Source organism: Bacteroidota bacterium (assembly GCA_036522515.1).
Taxonomy (GTDB): Bacteria; Bacteroidota; Ignavibacteria; order UBA10030; family SZUA-254; genus VBOC01.
Window position 1 is genome coordinate 123,149 of the sequence record DATDFQ010000015.1, and the last position, 16,737, is coordinate 139,885.

Annotated in this window: 10 protein-coding genes; 4 read left to right on the forward strand and 6 right to left on the reverse strand. The window is 61.1% G+C overall.

From position 1 onward, the window contains the following. Positions 1 to 112: 112 nt before the first annotated feature. From VI215_02095 to carB (VI215_02115), 5 genes are read right to left on the reverse strand one after another with little or no spacing between them, the layout of a single operon-like run. Positions 113 to 3,682: a T9SS type A sorting domain-containing protein gene (locus VI215_02095; protein ID HEY6191098.1), complete on the reverse strand. Its 3,570-nt coding sequence runs from the start codon at positions 3,680 to 3,682 to the stop codon at positions 113 to 115. 59 nt (positions 3,683 to 3,741) lie between these two features. Further along, on the reverse strand, positions 3,742 to 6,597 hold the full coding sequence (uvrA, locus tag VI215_02100; GenBank protein HEY6191099.1) for an excinuclease ABC subunit UvrA: 2,856 nt from the start codon (positions 6,595 to 6,597) through the stop codon (positions 3,742 to 3,744). Between the two features lie 35 nt (positions 6,598 to 6,632). Beyond that, positions 6,633 to 8,426 (reverse strand): carbamoyl-phosphate synthase large subunit, encoded by a 1,794-nt coding sequence (gene carB, locus VI215_02105; protein HEY6191100.1) that lies wholly within the window; start codon positions 8,424 to 8,426, stop codon positions 6,633 to 6,635. 5 nt (positions 8,427 to 8,431) lie between these two features. Further along, the gene (locus tag VI215_02110) at positions 8,432 to 8,923 is read right to left on the reverse strand and encodes a Spy/CpxP family protein refolding chaperone (GenBank protein HEY6191101.1); all 492 of its coding nucleotides are present in this window, start codon (positions 8,921 to 8,923) and stop codon (positions 8,432 to 8,434) included. Positions 8,924 to 8,945: 22 nt separating this feature from the next. After that, on the reverse strand, positions 8,946 to 10,436 hold the full coding sequence (carB, locus tag VI215_02115; protein ID HEY6191102.1) for a carbamoyl-phosphate synthase large subunit: 1,491 nt from the start codon (positions 10,434 to 10,436) through the stop codon (positions 8,946 to 8,948). A gap of 299 nt (positions 10,437 to 10,735) precedes the next feature. On the opposite strand from carB (VI215_02115), the gene VI215_02120 reads away from it, so the two are divergent. From VI215_02120 to VI215_02135, 4 genes are read left to right on the forward strand one after another with little or no spacing between them, the layout of a single operon-like run. Continuing rightward, positions 10,736 to 11,383 carry a hypothetical protein gene (locus VI215_02120; GenBank protein ID HEY6191103.1) on the forward strand — a complete coding sequence of 216 codons (648 nt, stop codon included), beginning with the start codon at positions 10,736 to 10,738 and terminating at the stop codon, positions 11,381 to 11,383. Positions 11,384 to 11,396: 13 nt separating this feature from the next. Then, positions 11,397 to 11,813 (forward strand): FlgD immunoglobulin-like domain containing protein, encoded by a 417-nt coding sequence (locus VI215_02125; protein HEY6191104.1) that lies wholly within the window; start codon positions 11,397 to 11,399, stop codon positions 11,811 to 11,813. Beyond that, complete coding sequence (locus tag VI215_02130) at positions 11,810 to 12,916, forward strand: SRPBCC family protein (GenBank protein HEY6191105.1); 1,107 nt, start codon at positions 11,810 to 11,812, stop codon at positions 12,914 to 12,916. The genes VI215_02125 and VI215_02130 overlap by 4 nt, the downstream gene beginning before the upstream one ends. Before the next feature lie 16 nt (positions 12,917 to 12,932). Further along, on the forward strand, positions 12,933 to 14,312 hold the full coding sequence (locus tag VI215_02135; GenBank protein ID HEY6191106.1) for an amino acid permease: 1,380 nt from the start codon (positions 12,933 to 12,935) through the stop codon (positions 14,310 to 14,312). A 123-nt stretch (positions 14,313 to 14,435) separates the two neighbouring features. Here VI215_02135 and VI215_02140 read toward each other — a convergent pair whose 3' ends face one another. Continuing rightward, a complete protein-coding gene (locus VI215_02140) occupies positions 14,436 to 16,511 on the reverse strand; it encodes a T9SS type A sorting domain-containing protein (protein ID HEY6191107.1) in 2,076 nt (691 codons plus the stop codon). Positions 16,512 to 16,737: the final 226 nt, after the last annotated feature.

The following is a 16,737-nucleotide window of genomic DNA, read 5'->3' on the forward strand; positions in this document are numbered from 1 at the left end:
AGAATCGGTAGGCGCGACCTTTAGGTCGCGTGCCGTTTAACGCAGGCTAAAGCCTGCGCCTACCAAGCCCGATGCGTCGGTAGGCGCGACCTTTAGGTCGCGTGCCGGTCGTTCATCTTGCAAGAACAAGCTTTTTCACCTGTACGAACGAACCCGCCTCGAGACGGTAAAAATAGATGCCGCTCGCAAGGCCCCGGAAATCGGCGCTGAACATGTACGACCCCGCATCATACACCCCGTCCGCCAGCGTCATCACGTTCCTTCCGAGCAGATCGTAAACCAGCAGCCTGAGGCGGCTCCTCCCCGGCACTCCGACCGTGATGGACGTGACCGGATTGAAGGGGTTCGGAAAATTCTGGCTCAAGTTGAATGCCGTGGGAATCTCGCGGTCCCTGCTTACTCCTGTCGCCGGCGTATTCGTATCGATCCGGTAGCAGCTGTCATGCCCCGGCCAGCCTGTCGCGGGGTGAAGCCCCGTCACGGCTTCAACGGCAAGCCCTGTGCCCCCTTTCGCAATGTCGAAGTAACGGTAATCTCCTCCGACGTAATCCTTCATTCCCGTGAACGCGCCGGTTCCGTCGAACGAGGAGAGGACCGCAGGCCCGTAATCGAACTCGACGATGTTGGTCGTTTCATGGAGCCGGATCTGAAAATTGAGCAGCGTGGCGTTGACGGAGCTGCAGCAGGGGGGCATGTTTTTCCACTGGACGACGAAGACGCGCGCCGGGGCCGTTCCTTCCGTAGCGGTGCTGATGACCCCCGTCGTACCACCGGTGTATAAGTCGGACCACCAGGGCCCGAGCACTTTCGTCGGACGATCGGTCGTGGACATCACCACCCTGAAAAAACCTCCGATCTGCGCGGCCGTCGACAACCCCCTCACCGACCCCCTCGCTCCCGTGCCGAATTCCATCCACCCGTTCGTGCTGATCTGAACGGAGTCATAGAAGAACCGGTCGTACTGAAAAGGGAACGGGAGCGCCATGATGCTTTGCACATCGTCTCCGCTCGGACCGGGCGCCCCGCCGGAGATCTCGGTATAGGGGCAACCCAGCTTGCTGACGAGAAACGAGGACACGTCGGCGGCCGAGAGAACCGTCATGCTCCCTCTCAGAGTATCGTCGCCGGGGGCCTGATCTCCCGAAAGGGAGATCGCCTCCAGCGTGTACACACCCGTGTCCGGCGGATTAAAACCGCCTGCGAATGTCACATCCCTCTCCTCCGCCAAATTCATCCCCGCGGTGCGGCGGGTGTCGGAGTAGAGTTCTGTCTGGCCCCGGAGGATGCGGTATTGCACGTTGAACGAATCGGGATGGGCGACGGAACCGATGTTCCTGAACCGCGCCCGGATCGGCGTCACCGTCAGGCCAAGATCGCTGGTCGCGCCATCCGCGGGTGCCACAAGTTGCGCGGCCTTGATATCCAGAAAGTCGGGCGGCAGTTCACCGATCAGCTTCCGTTCGTAGACGCCGTTCCCGTGGGTCGCGACCCTGAGAGCCCTGTTCGAGGGAGAAATAGCAAGGTCGGCCACGATGACCGCGTCGGGCAGGCCCTCGCCGAACGCCGACCAGGTTGAGCCGGCGTCCGTCGACGCATAGACCCCCATGTCGTTTCCCGCATAGACGATATTCGTATGGAGCGGATCGATCGCGACCGCGGATGTCGGCATGTCGGGGAGCGAACCGCTGATATCCGCCCAGCTCGCGCCCGCGTCAATCGACTTGAAGAGATGGCCCGATCCGAACCCCCCGAACGCCGCGTACACCACGCGGGAATCGGCCGGATCCACCACGACGTCGAGCGGATAGCGGTCGGGCAGGGTTCCTGTCACGTCGCTCCATGAGGCTCCGCCGTTCACCGTGCGGAAGAGACGGGCCCGAGCGGAAACGGGCGCGACTCCGACAAAGACCGTGTCCGGGCTCGTGGGCGCGATCGCCATCGAGAGCGCCGGGTCGCCGTCGAGCATGATGCCGCTATTCGTCACGCTCCACGTGTTCCCCTGGTTCGTGGTCTTGTACACTCTCTGGTTTGCGAAGTAGAGCGTGGACGGATTCGAGCGGGAGAGAGCAAAGGGGGAGTTCCACCCCCCGGTGCCGCCGAACCCCATACATGTGGAAAAAGAGACCCCCCGGTTGTCCGATCTGCAGACAGAGCTTCCGTTGCGATTGTCCGCATAGACGATCTGGTCGTTTGTCGGGTCGACCGCCGTCCATCCGACCTCATCGCTCACGCCGCGGGACCATACCCGGTTCCCGTGGTAGAGGTAGCCGGGAATGTGGTCCTGCGACTGGGTCACCGCGAAGAGCGAGTCCTGCTCGGAATTTGAAAAACCGTTGTAGAGTTGACCGGTCTGCATCCCGTCGCCGACGCTCGCAAATGTGAATCCAAAATCGGTCGTCCTGTAGACTCCGTCGTCGTTCACCACATAGACGATCTCCGGATTCTGCGGGTCGCGGGCGAACGCGTGATTATCGGAATAGAGCCCGCCGCTCGAATTGAACGACCTGCCGCCGTCGAGCGAGGATCCTGCGCTCACGGCCGCGTGGATGATTCTGCTCGAGTCCGCGGGGTGGACCGCCACGAAATGGGAATACCATCCCTGCTGCCCGAAACTGGGACCCGTCGACTGATCGCTTAGCTTTGACCAGCTCTCGCCGAAATTGGTCGTCCTCCAAAGGGCGCCGATTCCGGTCGTGCTGTCGGCGACGCTTGCATAGACGACATCGGGATGCGCCTCATAGACGTCGAGAAGCGTCTTGCCGGTCGAGCCGTTGGAAAAGACCACCTCCCAGGTTGTCCCGCCGTCCAGCGTGCGCCAGATCGCGCTCAACGGGTCGAGGTTTCCGATGGAGACCATCACCCTGTCCGTATCGGCGGAATTGATCGCGATGTCTTCCGCCATCGTCAGCGAGCCGTAGTCGAGGAGCCCGGTCCAGCTTGCGCCCGCGTCGGTCGATTTCAGGAGACCCTCGGTCGTTCCGGCCCAGAGAGTCCGGGGGTTGAGAGGATTGGCTTTTATCACCTGCACACCCCGTTCCTGATTGGATGTCCAGTCGAGGCTCTTGGTCCAGGTTGTCCCTCCGTCGGTCGTTTTCAAAATGCCGATCCCGTAACTTCCGCGCGTGGTCCGGATCACCAATCCGCCCAGAGCAGCCTGGTAGCGGTAGACCTCTCCGGTGCCGAGATAGACGGTGTTCGAATCGGTTGGATCGACGACGATCGCCGAAATTCCGAGCGCGGGGTACCCGAGCTTGACCTGACGCCAGTCGGCGCCGAGGCCTCCCGTGTAAGACTTCCATAATCCCCCGCTCGCCGACCCGACATAGACGGTGGCGGGATTCATGGGATTGAGCGCCACGCTGATGCAACGGCCCTGAAGGTTCGTCGGTCCGATCGGGTCCCAGGTGGCCCCGGCGGCCAGGACCGAAGAGATTTCCCGGACCTGGCGTTTTGCGTCGAGGTAGGCGCGGTAGTATTTCGCGGACGGGATGTCCGCCCCCGGGTAGGCTCGAGATCGCGTCCAAAAATCAAGCGAGGGCATTGCGCCTGTCCGTTCTTCCCGGTCCGCCTCGGGGCTGGAGGTGTCCGGACTCCGGTCGATGAAGCGGTTGGGCCCGCCCAGGCCGGCGAAGATGACGGCGAATGCGAAGAGAGTGGTAAACAGGTTCAACGACTTTTTCATGCGACCCTCCGTAAACTAAAATGACCTCCCCTGATCCGGAGTAAGATTCCGGTAGCCGGTTACCCCAGATACGGCTTGAGCGCCTGTCCGGTATAAGAGGCCTTGCAGGCCGCCACCTGTTCCGGCGTCCCTTCGACGACGATCTCGCCTCCCCCCGCCCCGGCTTCCGGGCCCAGATCGATGATCCAGTCTGCGCACTTAATCACGTCCATATTGTGCTCGATGATCAGGATGGAATTGCCGTTTTCAATTAACGCGTTGAACGCCTTCAGGAGCCTGGCGATGTCGTCGAAATGAAGACCTGTGGTCGGTTCGTCAAAAATAAAGAGCGTGTGCTTGCCGCGCTCCTGGTTCGCGAGGTGGGTCGCGAGCTTGACCCGCTGCGCTTCCCCGCCCGAGAGCGTGGTCGCGGATTGCCCGAGACGGACATATCCCATACCGACATCCTGGAGCACCTGCAGCCGCTTCGCCACCCTTTGACCGCCCGCGTGAGAATTGAAAAACGGAATCGCCTCGGTGACCGTCATCGCGAGGACGTCGTGGATGTTCTTTTCATGATACAACACCTCGAGAACCTCTTTCTTGAACCGCTTCCCCTTGCAGACTTCGCACGTGAGCTCGAGATCGGCGAGGAATTGCATCTCGATCGTCTGAATGCCGCTCCCTTCGCATGCCTCGCATCTCCCGCCAGGGACGTTGAACGAAAATGTTCCCGGCGTGTAGCCGTGGATTTTCGCCGCCTGCGTCTGGGCGAATAACGCGCGGATCAAATCGAAGACGCCGACATAGGTGGCGGGATTGGAGCGGGGGGTCCGCCCGATCGGCGATTGGTCCACCAGCTCGACGCCGTCGATCAATTCCGCTCCTTCGATGCCGCGGTGGCCGCCCGCGTCGTCTCCCTCCGTTCCGGCCGTATTCTTCAACCCGGCATAGAGGATTTCATGAACCAGCGTGCTCTTTCCCGAGCCGCTGACGCCGGTGACGGTCACGAAGAGGCGGAGCGGAATGCCGACATCGATGGATTTCAGATTATGCACGGCGGCTCCCTTCACGACGATCTTCTTTGCGCCGGCCTTTCTCCGTTTTTTCGGAACGGCGATCGATTTCCGGCCGCTCAGATAGGCTCCCGTCGTTGATTCCGCCGAATCCCGGAGCCCGGCGGCGCTCCCCTGAAACACGATTTCCCCTCCCAGTTCGCCCGCGCGGGGGCCCATGTCGAGAACGACGTCGGCGGCGTCCATCATGTCCGCGTCGTGCTCGACGACGATCACGGTGTTCCCGATGTCCCTGAGCGATTTGAGGATCGAGATCAGCCGGGCGTTGTCGCGCGGATGAAGCCCGATGCTCGGTTCGTCGAGCACGTAGAGAGAACCGACGAGCGAGGAGCCGAGCGCGGTCGCAAGGTTGATCCGCTGGGATTCTCCGCCGGAGAGCGTGTTCGACAACCGGTCGAGTGTCAGGTACCCGATTCCGACATCGACGAGGTACTTGAGGCGCCTCCGGAGCTCCTCGAGAATTCTCCGGGCGACCGCCGATTCGAACGGAGTGAGGCCGAGAGTGTCGAAAAACCGGTGTGTCTCGTCGATCGTGCCGCGCACGACGTCGAAGATCGTCTTTCCCCCCACCTGGACGCAAAGCGCCTCCTTCCTGAGGCGGGAGCCGCCGCACTCCTCGCAACGGGTGTAACCCCTGTACCGGCTCAGGAGCATCCTGTAATAGATCTTGTATTGTTTCCGCTCGACGAGCTTGAAGAACCCCCGGATCCCTTCGAAGCCCTCGCAACCGTTCATGACGACGGCGAGCTCTTCGGGCTTCAATTCGCGGAACGGGACATCCACCCGGACCTTCGCCTTGTACGCGACCCGGAGAAGATCGCGCAGCTGGTCGTGCCACTTGGGCACGGTCCAGGGCTGGATCGCGCCGTCGCGGATCGATTGCTCTTTGTCCGGGACGACCAGGTCCATGTCGATGCCCACGGACCTTCCGAACCCCTGGCACGTCGGGCAGGCACCGAACGGATTATTGAACGAGAAGAGGCGCGGATCGGGCTCTTCGTACCGGGTCGCGCAGCGGGGGCATGCGAAGTGCTGGTTATACCGGATCGTTCGGTCCCCGTCAAGAAGCGTGACCACCGCGTGCCCGTCGCCCGAACGGAACGCAAGCTCGATCGAATCCGCGAGACGCTTGTCCTCCGTGCCGGGCCGGTAGACAATCCGGTCCACCAGGACGAGGATGTCCTCTTTGCCGGCCTTCGCGCCCGGGGTTTGGGAGTTGAGATCGAGCAACTCCCCTTTGTGGACGATCCGGAAGTAGCCCTGCTTCTTCAGGTTGTCCAATTCTTCCCGGAGGGTCGCCTTCGGGTGGACCTGGAGGGGGAACAGAACATGAAGTTTCAATTCGGCGCGACCCTTCGCCTCCACGTCGAGGGACTCAAAGACGGTCCGGACCGAGTCGCGGCGGACCAGGGAGCCGTCGTTGTAGCAATACGTTTTCCCGATCCGCGCGAAGAGGAGCCGGAGGTAGTCGTAGATTTCCGTGGTGGTCCCGACCGTGGAGCGGGGGTTTCTCGCCGTCGTCTTTTGTTCGATCGCGATTGCGGGGCTGATCCCCTGGATGAGATCCACGTCGGGCTTGTCCATCCGCTCGAGGAACTGGCGCGCGTACGCCGAGAGGCTCTCGACGAACCTCCGTTGGCCCTCGGCATAGATCGTGTCGAAGGCGAGGCTCGACTTTCCCGAGCCGCTCACGCCGGTGAAGACGATCAGTTTGTTCCGGGGGAGCTCGAGGTCGATGTTTTTGAGGTTATGGACGCGGGCGCCGCGAATGATGATGCGGGAGCGGGACGGCTGCGGGGAATCCTCCTTCGGAGCGCCCGCGGCCCGGGCCGTCGTGCGGCGCCTGGCGGTCTTAAGCATGGATCTGGCGGGTTTGGACGGGAACGAAGAGGTGGTCAGGGCGCGGCCGGTTCACCGTGGTACTCCTGGAGCGATCTCACGTCGGGCTTTTGATCCCGCATCCATTGGATCCCTTTCACCGCAGCGGCGGCGGCCGAGATCGTCGTGATCATCAGCAGTTTCGCTTCGAGCGCCGCGTTGCCGATCGCCAGCTCGTCGAAGCGCGACGTTTCGCCGAGAGGCGTGTTGACGACGATCTGAATCTCTCCGTTCTTGATAAGATCGACCACGTTCGGCCTCCCCTCGTTCACCTTGAAGAGCTTCACATACTCGACCCCGTGCTGCCCCAGGAACGAACCGGTGCCCGCCGTCGCGAAGATGCCGAAGCCGAGCTTCCGGAAGCCCTTCGCGACTTCTATCATCCGGTAGTTCTTGTCGTTGTCGTTCACGCTGATGAAGACTCCCCCTTCCAGGGCGAGGTTTCCCCCGGCGCCGATGAACGCTTTCGCCATCGCCTCGCCGTACGTCCCGGAGATCGCCATCACCTCTCCCGTCGAACGCATCTCGGGGCCCAGATAGACATTCGCCTGGGGGAACTTTCCGAACGGGAAGACCGGCTCCTTGACGGCGATGTACTTCGGAGGGGAATCGAGCGGCACCCCCAGCTCCCTGAGCGTACGGCCCACCATGACCTTCGCGGCGATCTTCGCAATCGGAATTCCCATGGCCTTGCTGACGAACGGGACTGTCCGCGAGGCACGCGGGTTCACTTCCAGGACGTAGACGAGGCCCCCCTTTTCGGCGCACTGAACGTTGAGGAGCCCGCGCACATCGAGCGCGAGAGCGAGCTTGCGCGTAAAATCCTTGAGCTGTTCGATGACCTGGACACTCTCCACCTGGGGCATGAGCACGCAGGCGCTGTCGCCGGAGTGAATCCCCGCCTCCTCGATATGCTGGAGCACTCCCCCGATGAGAACGTCCTTCCCGTCGCAGACCGCGTCGACGTCGAATTCCTTCGCATCCTCCAGAAACTTGTCGATGAGCACCGGATGGTCCGGGGAAAGCTCGACCGCGGCCTTGATGTACTCCTCCAGAGACTCCGGCTTATAGACGATCACCATCGCCCTGCCGCCGAGGACATAGGACGGGCGGACGAGAACGGGATACCCGATCTTCTCCGCGACCACGCGGGCTTCCTCAACCGAGCTCGCTGTGCCGAAGCGCGGCGAGGGGATGTGCAGTTTCTCGAGAAGCTCCCCGAACCGTTTGCGATCCTCCGCGATATCGATCCCTTCCGGGGAGGTGCCGAGGATCTTCACCCCGTTCGCCTCCAGGGCGCGCGCGAGCTTCAGCGGGGTCTGCCCGCCAAAACTCACGATGACGCCGTCCGGTTTTTCCACGTCGCAGACGTCAAGGACATGTTCCAGCGTGAGCGGTTCGAAATACAACTTGTCCGTCTGGTCGTAGTCCGTCGAGACCGTCTCCGGATTGCAATTGATCATGATGGTCTCGTACCCTTCCTCGCGGAGGGCAAAAACGCTTTGCACGCAGCAGTAGTCGAACTCGATCCCCTGGCCGATCCGGTTGGGCCCGCCCCCGAGGATAATGACCTTCTTCCTCGGGGACCGCACGGCTTCGGTCTCGGAGTCGTACGTCGAATAGTGATACGGCGTATGCGCTTCGAACTCCGCCGCGCAGGTGTCGACCGCCTTGAACACCGGCCTGACTCCCATTCCCTCGCGCAACCGCCGGACCGCCGGCTCGTCGGTCCGCCAGAGATAGGCAAGCTGGCGGTCCGAAAATCCGAATTGCTTGGCGCGGAGGAGTATGTCGCGGGTGATCTGCTTCATGCGCGCTACCGCTTCGCGGCCGGCTCCTTTGATTTCAGATTTCTCAGCGTATTGAGCTGCTCGGGCGTGAGGATCCTTCTCGTTTTCAGGCGGGCGGCCAGGTGGACTGCCCGGAGTTTCCCCCTGAGGCGGCCGATCTGCTCGGCGTCGTCGCGCACCGATTGCTCGCTCACGAGTCCGGTCCGGAAGGCGTCGTTCAGCTCTCCCTCGACGCCGACGATCCGCTTTCCGAGCTCGATCGCCCGCAGGCGCATCTCCTCCGAGGCGGCGCGGAGTGATTTCACCTGAGCCTCGGTGAGCTTGAGATCCTTTTCAAGTTCCAGCACGCGTCCGGGAGCGGGGTACCCTGTCAGCTCGGCCGGCCGCTCGGACGCCGGCTCGCCTCCCGAGAGGAGGACCTCACGGTCGGGCGGGACCTGGCCCCGGACCGCAGGAACCGACACGGCAAGACTAAGAATGCTGAAACAACCGGCGAGAATCAGTGTTCGAATGTTCATGGCGCTTTCCGTTTCCAAAGGGTTATTGTAGTGACGCGTTCTCGACAGCGTACCCACGGAGTTCTTCCTCCATTTCGACGATCTGCCGGATATTGTGGAGAAACCACCGGTCGATGCGGGTGATTTCAAACAGCTCGTCGACGCTCACGCCGAGCTGAAGCGCGGTCCGCAGAAGGAACAGGTTGTCCGCCTTGGGAGTGTGCAGCCGCTGGATCGTTTTTTTCCTCAGCGCGTTCCGGGCCTCTTCGCTCAGAGAGCCGGCCTCGACTTCGTCCTTGCCGTCCGCTCCGAGGCCGTGCCTGCCGCGTTCGAGCGAGCGGAGCGCTTTCTGGAGCGCCTCCTTGAACGTCCTTCCGAACGCCATGACTTCCCCCACCGATTTCATCTGGACGCCGAGCGTGTCGTCGACGCCCTTGAACTTCTCAAAATCCCACCGCGGAATCTTGACGACGCAATAATCGATCGTTGGCTCGAACGAGGCGGGGGTCTTCCTTGTGATATCGTTCGGGATCTCGTCGAGCGTATATCCGACGGCGAGCCGGGCGGCGATTTTCGCGATCGGAAAGCCGGTCGCCTTCGAGGCGAGCGCCGAGGAGCGGGAGACACGGGGATTCATCTCGATCACGAGCATTCTGCCGTCGGCAGGGTTCACGCCGAACTGTATGTTCGATCCGCCCGTCTCAACGCCGATCGCCCGTATGATCCGCAGGGTCGCGTCGCGCATCGACTGGTATTCCTTGTCGGTGAGGGTCTGCGCGGGCGCGACCGTAATCGAGTCGCCGGTGTGCACGCCCATCGGATCGACATTCTCGATGGAGCAGACGATGACGACATTGTCGTTCAGGTCCCGCATCACCTCGAGCTCGAATTCCTTCCAGCCGATGATCGATTCCTCGATCTGGATCTCGTGGACGGGGCTCGCGGCGAGGGCATGCTCGACCCTCGTCTTGAATTCCTCTATGTTGTAGGAGATTCCCCCGCCGCTCCCGCCCAGGGTGAAGGACGGGCGGAGAATAATCGGAAAGCGGATTTCGGTCGCAAGGTCCATGGCTTCCTGGAGGCTCCGGACGAGCCCGCCGCGGGGCGTCTCAAGGCCGATCTCCCGCATGGTTTTCTGGAAGAGCTGCCGGTCTTCCGCCTTCCTGATCGCCTCGAGCTTCGCGCCGATCAGCTCGACATGATACCGCTCAAGAACCCCGTTTTCGGCGAGCGCGACGGCAATATTCAGGGCGGTTTGACCTCCCATCGTAGGGAGGAGCGCGTCGGGCCGCTCCCGCTCGATGATCCGCTCGACGAAGTAGGGGGTGATCGGTTCCACGTAGGTGCGGTCCGCGAATTCCGGATCGGTCATGATCGTCGCGGGGTTGCTGTTGATGAGGATGACCCGGTAGCCCTCCTCCCGCAGGACCCTGCACGCCTGCGTGCCGGAATAGTCGAATTCGCACGCCTGTCCGATGACGATCGGTCCGGCACCGATGACGAGAATTGAATGAAGGTCTTGACGTCTGGGCATTGGTTCAGGAGGTTTCAAAAAGATAGGAAAATTATTCCAGAGTTGCCACAGAAACTGCGCAGGTGGAGTGTCTCAATTTGGCCGAATGTCTCTCCACCTCGTCATGCTGACATGCTCCTGGTCAGCATCTTTCAACTCTTTTTTTCTCGTTCCCACGCTCCGCGTGGGAACGGGTCTTTCGGCCGCTCTGCGGCCGGGCGCGCGAAGCGCCCCTCCTCTGTGTTGAATCTCGCTGCAAATATTCCTACATTGGCGCGATCGCAGTCCACAGTGATTCAAGCTCCGGAGGTGTCACTTCCATGACCCGATTCACGTTGATTCTTCTGACGGCCCTCGCATTCGTGCAGATCGCTTCTTCACAAGAGGAACCCGCCCCGCAACGGAGGACCAGGCTCGCGATCGAGCTCGGGTATTACAGCCCGGCGAGAGAATCGTTCCGCCTGAACTACGACCAGAGCCTGTTCGCGGGGTCGGCTTCCGTCCCGGTCTCGCTCGGGCTCGAACTCGACCGTCCCCTCTCGGCGCAGACCGACCTCTACCTGGCCGTCAGGAGAATCAACCACCGTTTGAAGTCCGACAACGATGTTTCGCTCGCCCTCATGCCGGTCACGCTCGGCATCCATTACTACATTCCGAAGGATTTTATAACCCTCTCAGGATGGACCCCCTACATCGGAGCCGGCGCGGAGTTCTACTGGACCAGGTTCTCGTCGACTTATCTTGCGACCCAGAACGATCCTACGCCCCTCGCAGAGGTGAGCACAACCGACAATTTTCTGGGGTACGGAGTCGATCTCGGCCTCGGAATCGAACACCCGTGGGGTGAAGTCTTCTCAAGCAGTTTCGGGATCGACTATGACATCAACCGGCTCGGCTTCTCCGATGAAGGGGGGCTTGGAAACGTCGGCGGTTTTCTCTTCCATGCACGGCTTGCCATAAGTTTTTGAGGAGGTCTCAACCATGAAGAAGCGTTTAACGATAACTGCCTTCAATTTTTTGATCATGATGTTCCTCGCCGGCTGCCGGTTCGATTCACCCTCTCCGGACGGACCGGCATTCACTTCATCGGCGGGCGGGCCAGAAGGGTCTGTCGTACCTTCCGCTTATGCGATCTACACCCCGTACCCGAACCCTTTCAACGGTACGACATCGGTGGAAGTCTCCCTGCCGGTCGCGTCACAAATCCTTCTCGTCGTCCAGAACCCGGTGGGAGATGTGGTCGAAACGCTCGCTTCCGGATTCCATGAACCCGGTCTCTATAAGGTCGTGTGGGATGCAACGAAGGGCGGCACCCGCGACCTGAGGGCCGGCACCTACTTCATCACGCTTTACGCCCCCGGATTCACCGGCTCCAGAACCGCACGGCTGGAGAAATGAAGCCGCCGCCGCCCGGGATCTCCCCCGACGATTTCACGATCGTTCCCCTGGCGCGCGCCGAAACGATTCCTTCCTCCTGGTACACCGACCCCCGGCTGTTCGATTTCGAGAGGGAGTCCGTCTTCTCCCGGACCTGGCAATTGGCCGGGCACGCGGGACGCCTGGCGAAACCCGGAGACTATCTTGCCGGCTCGGCGGCCGGCAATCCGATCCTCCTCGTTCGCGGCAAGGACAATCTCCTCCGGGCATTCTATAATGTCTGCCGCCATCGCGGCGGTCCGATCGCAATCGAAGAGAGCGGGAATTGCAACGCGCTGCAATGCAAATACCACGGCTGGACCTACACGCTGGAGGGGATGCTCAGGGGAGTTCCCCAATTCGACCGCGTGGAACTCTTCGACCGGAAGGACTACGGCCTGATCCCCGTCGGGTTCGACTCCTGGCAGGGTCTCCAGTTCGTCAACCTTTCCGGCGCGGGGGAACCGGGCCTTCAATCGATGCTGGAGCCGGTCGCGAAACGGATCGCCCCCATCGACCTCACGGCCAGGAAGTTCTACCGCCGGGTCGAATACCGGCTCGAATGCAACTGGAAGGTCTACGTCGATAACTACCTCGAGGGTTACCATCTCCCGTATGTGCACCCCGAACTCTGCAACCTTCTCGATTACCGGCAGTACGTCACGGAGACGTTCGAGCACGTTTCACTCCAGTACAGCCCATTGAACGAGGACAAGATCTACGGGTCGATGGGGCAGAACGACGGGGCCTTCTACTATTTCATCTTTCCGAACACGATGCTGAACATCCTCCCGGGACGGCTTCAGACGAACGTCGTCGTTCCCCTCGCGCACGACAGGACGAAGGTGATTTTCGACTACTACTACGACGACGTCACATCGCCCCAGGCGGTCCGGCTCATCGAGGAGGACATCGAGTACAGCGAGCGCGTGCAACAGGAGGACATCGAAATTTGCGAGCATGTCCAGAACGGGCTGAATTCGGCGGCCTACGACCGGGGGCGATTCTCGGTGGAGATGGAGCGGGGGGTGTACCATTTCCAATGCCTCCTGAAAGACGCCTACCGGAAATTCCTGAGCCGCTGACAGGTTATTCCCGTTTGTGATTCTGAGGAGCGAAGCGACGAATAATCTGGATCCCGGCCCCGGCCCCCAGGGGGCGGAGAAAGAGCTCCCACGCGAGCTCTCGCTCCTCGACTCGACGATGATCAATGCCGGGAGCATGATCGGCTCCGGAATCTTCATCGTCCCCGCGACGATCGCCCTCCAGCTTCACTCCTCGGTGGCAGTCCTGGCGGTCTGGGTCGTGGGCGGAATCGTGAGCCTCTTCGGAGCCCTCTCCGTGGCCGAGCTTGGAGCGATGATGCCGAGGGCGGGAGGAATGTACGTCTACCTGCGGGAAGCCTACGGGCCCCTCTGGGGGTTCCTCTACGGCTGGACGGCCTTTGCCTGCATCAACACCGCGTCGATCGCAGCGATCGCAGCCACGTTCGCCCTCTACTTGAGCTACTTTTTCCCGATGGGCCCCGCCGGGCGGGCCGTCGTGGCCGTCGCCTCGATCGTCTTTCTCACGATCGTCAATTGTTTCGGGATCAGGCTGGGCGCGCTCGTCCAGAACGGATTCACGCTCCTGAAAATCGGATCGCTCGTTCTTCTGGCGATTCTCAGCTTCGTCCTCAGCGGCGGATCGTTCGCAAATTTTTCGCCTCTCCTCCCGGTCGAGCCGCTCTCGAGCCTGGCCGGGCCTCTCATGCTCGCCATGATCGCAGCCCTCTTCTCCTACGACGGCTGGATCGAGATCACGTACGTCGCGGGCGAAGTGAAACAGCCGGGCCGCACGATCCCGCGCGCCCTCTTCCTCTCGACCGTCATCGTCATCGGCCTCTACGTCGCGGTGACCTGCGGCTTGCTCTACGTGCTGCCGCTCAGCAAGATGGCCGGATCGTCCATGGTCGTCTCGGACGCCGCGGTAACGTTCCTGGGAAGCTGGGGAGCGGCCGCCGTCTCACTCGCAGTAATCATCTCGACCTTCGGAGCCAACAACGGGTTCATTTTCACCTGTCCCCGAATCTACTATGCCATGGCGAAGGAGGGAATCTTTTTCAACTGGCTGGCGAATATTTCCCCGAAGTACCGCACCCCCATCGGATCGTTGATCGCCCAGGCCGTTCTCGCATCGGTCCTCGTGCTGTCAGGCACTTTCGATCAGCTGGCGACGTACGTCGTCTTCGCTTCCTGGGTCTTCTACGCAATGTCGGTTGTCGCGGTAATACGGCTCCGGAGAAGCCGGCCCTCGGCCGACCGGCCCTACCGGACATGGGGATACCCGGTGACCCCGGTCCTCTTCGTTCTCTTCTCGCTCTACCTCGTCGCCGAAACGGTCATCGAAGACCCCCGCGACGCCGCCGTCGGCACCGCCATCATCCTGGCCGGAATTCCGCTCTATTACTATTGGCGAAGGCGGGCAGGTCGATTTCTCTGATTCGCCGGATGAGGGTAGAACACACGAAACGGAATGGGAATGAGCCGGCCGCCCCGGAGTCTTGTCCCTGAAAAAGTTTCCGAACACCTCAGGAGGGGGGCCGGCTCATTGGAAGCACGCACCTTACTTCATCAGAATCGCTTTCTTCATCTCCGTGAATTTTTCGCTCCTGATACGATAGAAGTAGATCCCGCTGGGTAACCTGGCTGCGTCAAGCATGGCCGACCTGTGTCCCGCTCCCTGGACACCGTCGACCAGTGTCAGGACTTCCCGGCCGAAAACGTCGTACACACGCAGGTTCACATATATCTCCTCAGGAAGGTCGTAGGTAATCACGGTCGTCGGGTTGAAGGGATTAGGAAAGTTTTGGCCCAGAGCGTAGCGTACCGGGGTCATCTCGGTCCGGGCATTGGTCTCGACTTCTCCGGAAGCGAGAGCAGTCTGAGCCCTCTTTCCCGAAAGCACCCCCGATCCGCCTGTCTGCTTCGTGAAATACGTGATGGGATTCGAATTGTGCTGGTCATCAGGAAAGACGATCATGTCCATCCCATCAAGGTAGACTGTGTTGGCGAAATACTCTGCCAGGTTGCGAGTCCCGGAAGCACAGCCCGTGCCGTTGACACAAATGGCGCCGGTGTGGATGACCCCTGTTGCCGCGTTTTCGCTGATGGTAGGGGCCTTCGAGAGCGCATTTTGCGTCTGAGCGAAGAAGACACTCCACTGGGCTGAGCTTGAGAGGCTCGACGAAGAGGATGTTCCCCACCATGTGATGTTCACTTTTCCTGCATCGCCGGCATCGACCCATGGGCCCAGGGCGGTCTTTGTGCCGCCTCCGTTATTCACCCGCACCGGAAGAGTCCACGTGGCCCCCTGGTCCGAAGAGCTGAGCAGATAGATGTTTGTCCCGGTAGAATAGACCGCATGCAGGTTGCTGCCGCGATCGACCGCGATAATGGGAAACACGTTCGACAGACGTGTCCCTGATGGGTCCTGATAAATCAGCTTGATGATAAACGTCCTGCCCCCGTCGCTCGACCTCGCGATGTAGAGTTGATTGGGAGAGCTTTGACCGACAAAGATGGTATATACATTGCCGTTGGATTGGTCGACGGCGATGTTGCCCTGATCCCCCGGCTGTACACCCAGCTCAGGCGTCGTCACTTCCGTCACTTGCGGAAACGTGATGCCCCCGTCGAACGATTTGACACAGAAGATGCTCTCGGTCCCCCCGAGAAGTGCGCCGAGCTGTTTGTAGGTGAGATAGAGTTCGTTGTTTCCGTGGGCGGCGATCCATTGACGGTCGTTGTCTGGCACTACCGAAGAAACGGGGTTCGGAAGCCACGTCACCCCGCCGCTAAAGGATGAGCTTTGCGTGCACGATCCGAGCCAGAGAGAGTTCACGTAGACGTTTCCAGATGCCCCGACTGCGATATCCTCATCGCCTCCGCCTGCTCCTCCGCCCCGCGCAAGAGCGGACGCCGCCTGAGCCCCGTCGGGCTGGCCGAGATACGTGAAGCTCGCGCCGCCATTCGTCGATTTCCAGACGTCGGTTCCGGCGGGAATACCCTGGATCGCCGCGGCGTAAATATTTCCCAGCGCGTCAAATGCCGAGCGGGGTTCAAGCCCCTGAACGCCGAACACCAGATCGTCCGGGCCAAGCAGCGGCACTGGAGTCGAGAACGAAAACGCTCCGGTCTTGTACTTCGCGGAACGGTATGGCGCGACCGGAGGCGCGGCGAGTGTGGCGAGACCCGAATAGGTCGCATTGACGGTCGCGAATGCAACGACCTGAACCTGAAATGTGCCGGTTGAAAGCTGGCCGAGATCGACCGACTCGCTCGTTGTGCCCCCCGACGCCGAGGAGTTTACCAGATTGCCTCCCGAGTCGTAGACGTACAGATCGAAGTCGTTCAGACTGCTTGCCCACGAGATGCCCACCCGCACGGTGTATGACGGGTTGGTCGCGTAAAAGCTCGATGGAATGTTGACCGTAAGCGAGTACTGGTCGCACGTCAACGAGGTGCATAAAGAGGGGTCGGCAGTCACAGCGGTGTACGGTCCGCCGGTCCATGACAACGAAGTCGAGACGGTACTCAGCGTACCGCTCCCCGGAGTCGCTGCGCTCGAAAACGGCGTATCCCAGATACCGATGAACCATGCAAGGGAGCAAACGATAGTCAAACGTGCGATGCGATTCATGATCGTCCCCCTTTCCAAGGATGGTTGAGTGCCTCCGTAGTCCCTTCCGGCAGGCACCGAACAGGTTGCTTTCGCCTCCGCTTTCGAATGTAAAAACTGCCTACGCGCCAGTCAATAGAGGATGCGGCGTAATTTTTATTCTCCTGTATTGCTATGAGGGGTTAATGTGTTTCACCTAGGGGAAAACGATTGGGCCCGCCTTCGACCCCGGGCGACGGGGGCGCCG

What these genes read in the sequence shown, in the direction of transcription:
- VI215_02095 (HEY6191098.1), bottom strand. Translation starts at nt 3,682, where the DNA reads ATGAAAAAGTCGTTGAACCTGTTTACCACTCTCTTCGCATTCGCCGTC.
- uvrA (HEY6191099.1), bottom strand. Translation starts at nt 6,597, where the DNA reads ATGCTTAAGACCGCCAGGCGCCGCACGACGGCCCGGGCCGCGGGCGCT.
- carB (HEY6191100.1), bottom strand. Translation starts at nt 8,426, where the DNA reads ATGAAGCAGATCACCCGCGACATACTCCTCCGCGCCAAGCAATTCGGA.
- VI215_02110 (HEY6191101.1), bottom strand. Translation starts at nt 8,923, where the DNA reads ATGAACATTCGAACACTGATTCTCGCCGGTTGTTTCAGCATTCTTAGT.
- carB (HEY6191102.1), bottom strand. Translation starts at nt 10,436, where the DNA reads ATGCCCAGACGTCAAGACCTTCATTCAATTCTCGTCATCGGTGCCGGA.
- VI215_02120 (HEY6191103.1), top strand. Translation starts at nt 10,736, where the DNA reads ATGACCCGATTCACGTTGATTCTTCTGACGGCCCTCGCATTCGTGCAG.
- VI215_02125 (HEY6191104.1), top strand. Translation starts at nt 11,397, where the DNA reads ATGAAGAAGCGTTTAACGATAACTGCCTTCAATTTTTTGATCATGATG.
- VI215_02130 (HEY6191105.1), top strand. Translation starts at nt 11,810, where the DNA reads ATGAAGCCGCCGCCGCCCGGGATCTCCCCCGACGATTTCACGATCGTT.
- VI215_02140 (HEY6191107.1), bottom strand. Translation starts at nt 16,511, where the DNA reads ATGAATCGCATCGCACGTTTGACTATCGTTTGCTCCCTTGCATGGTTC.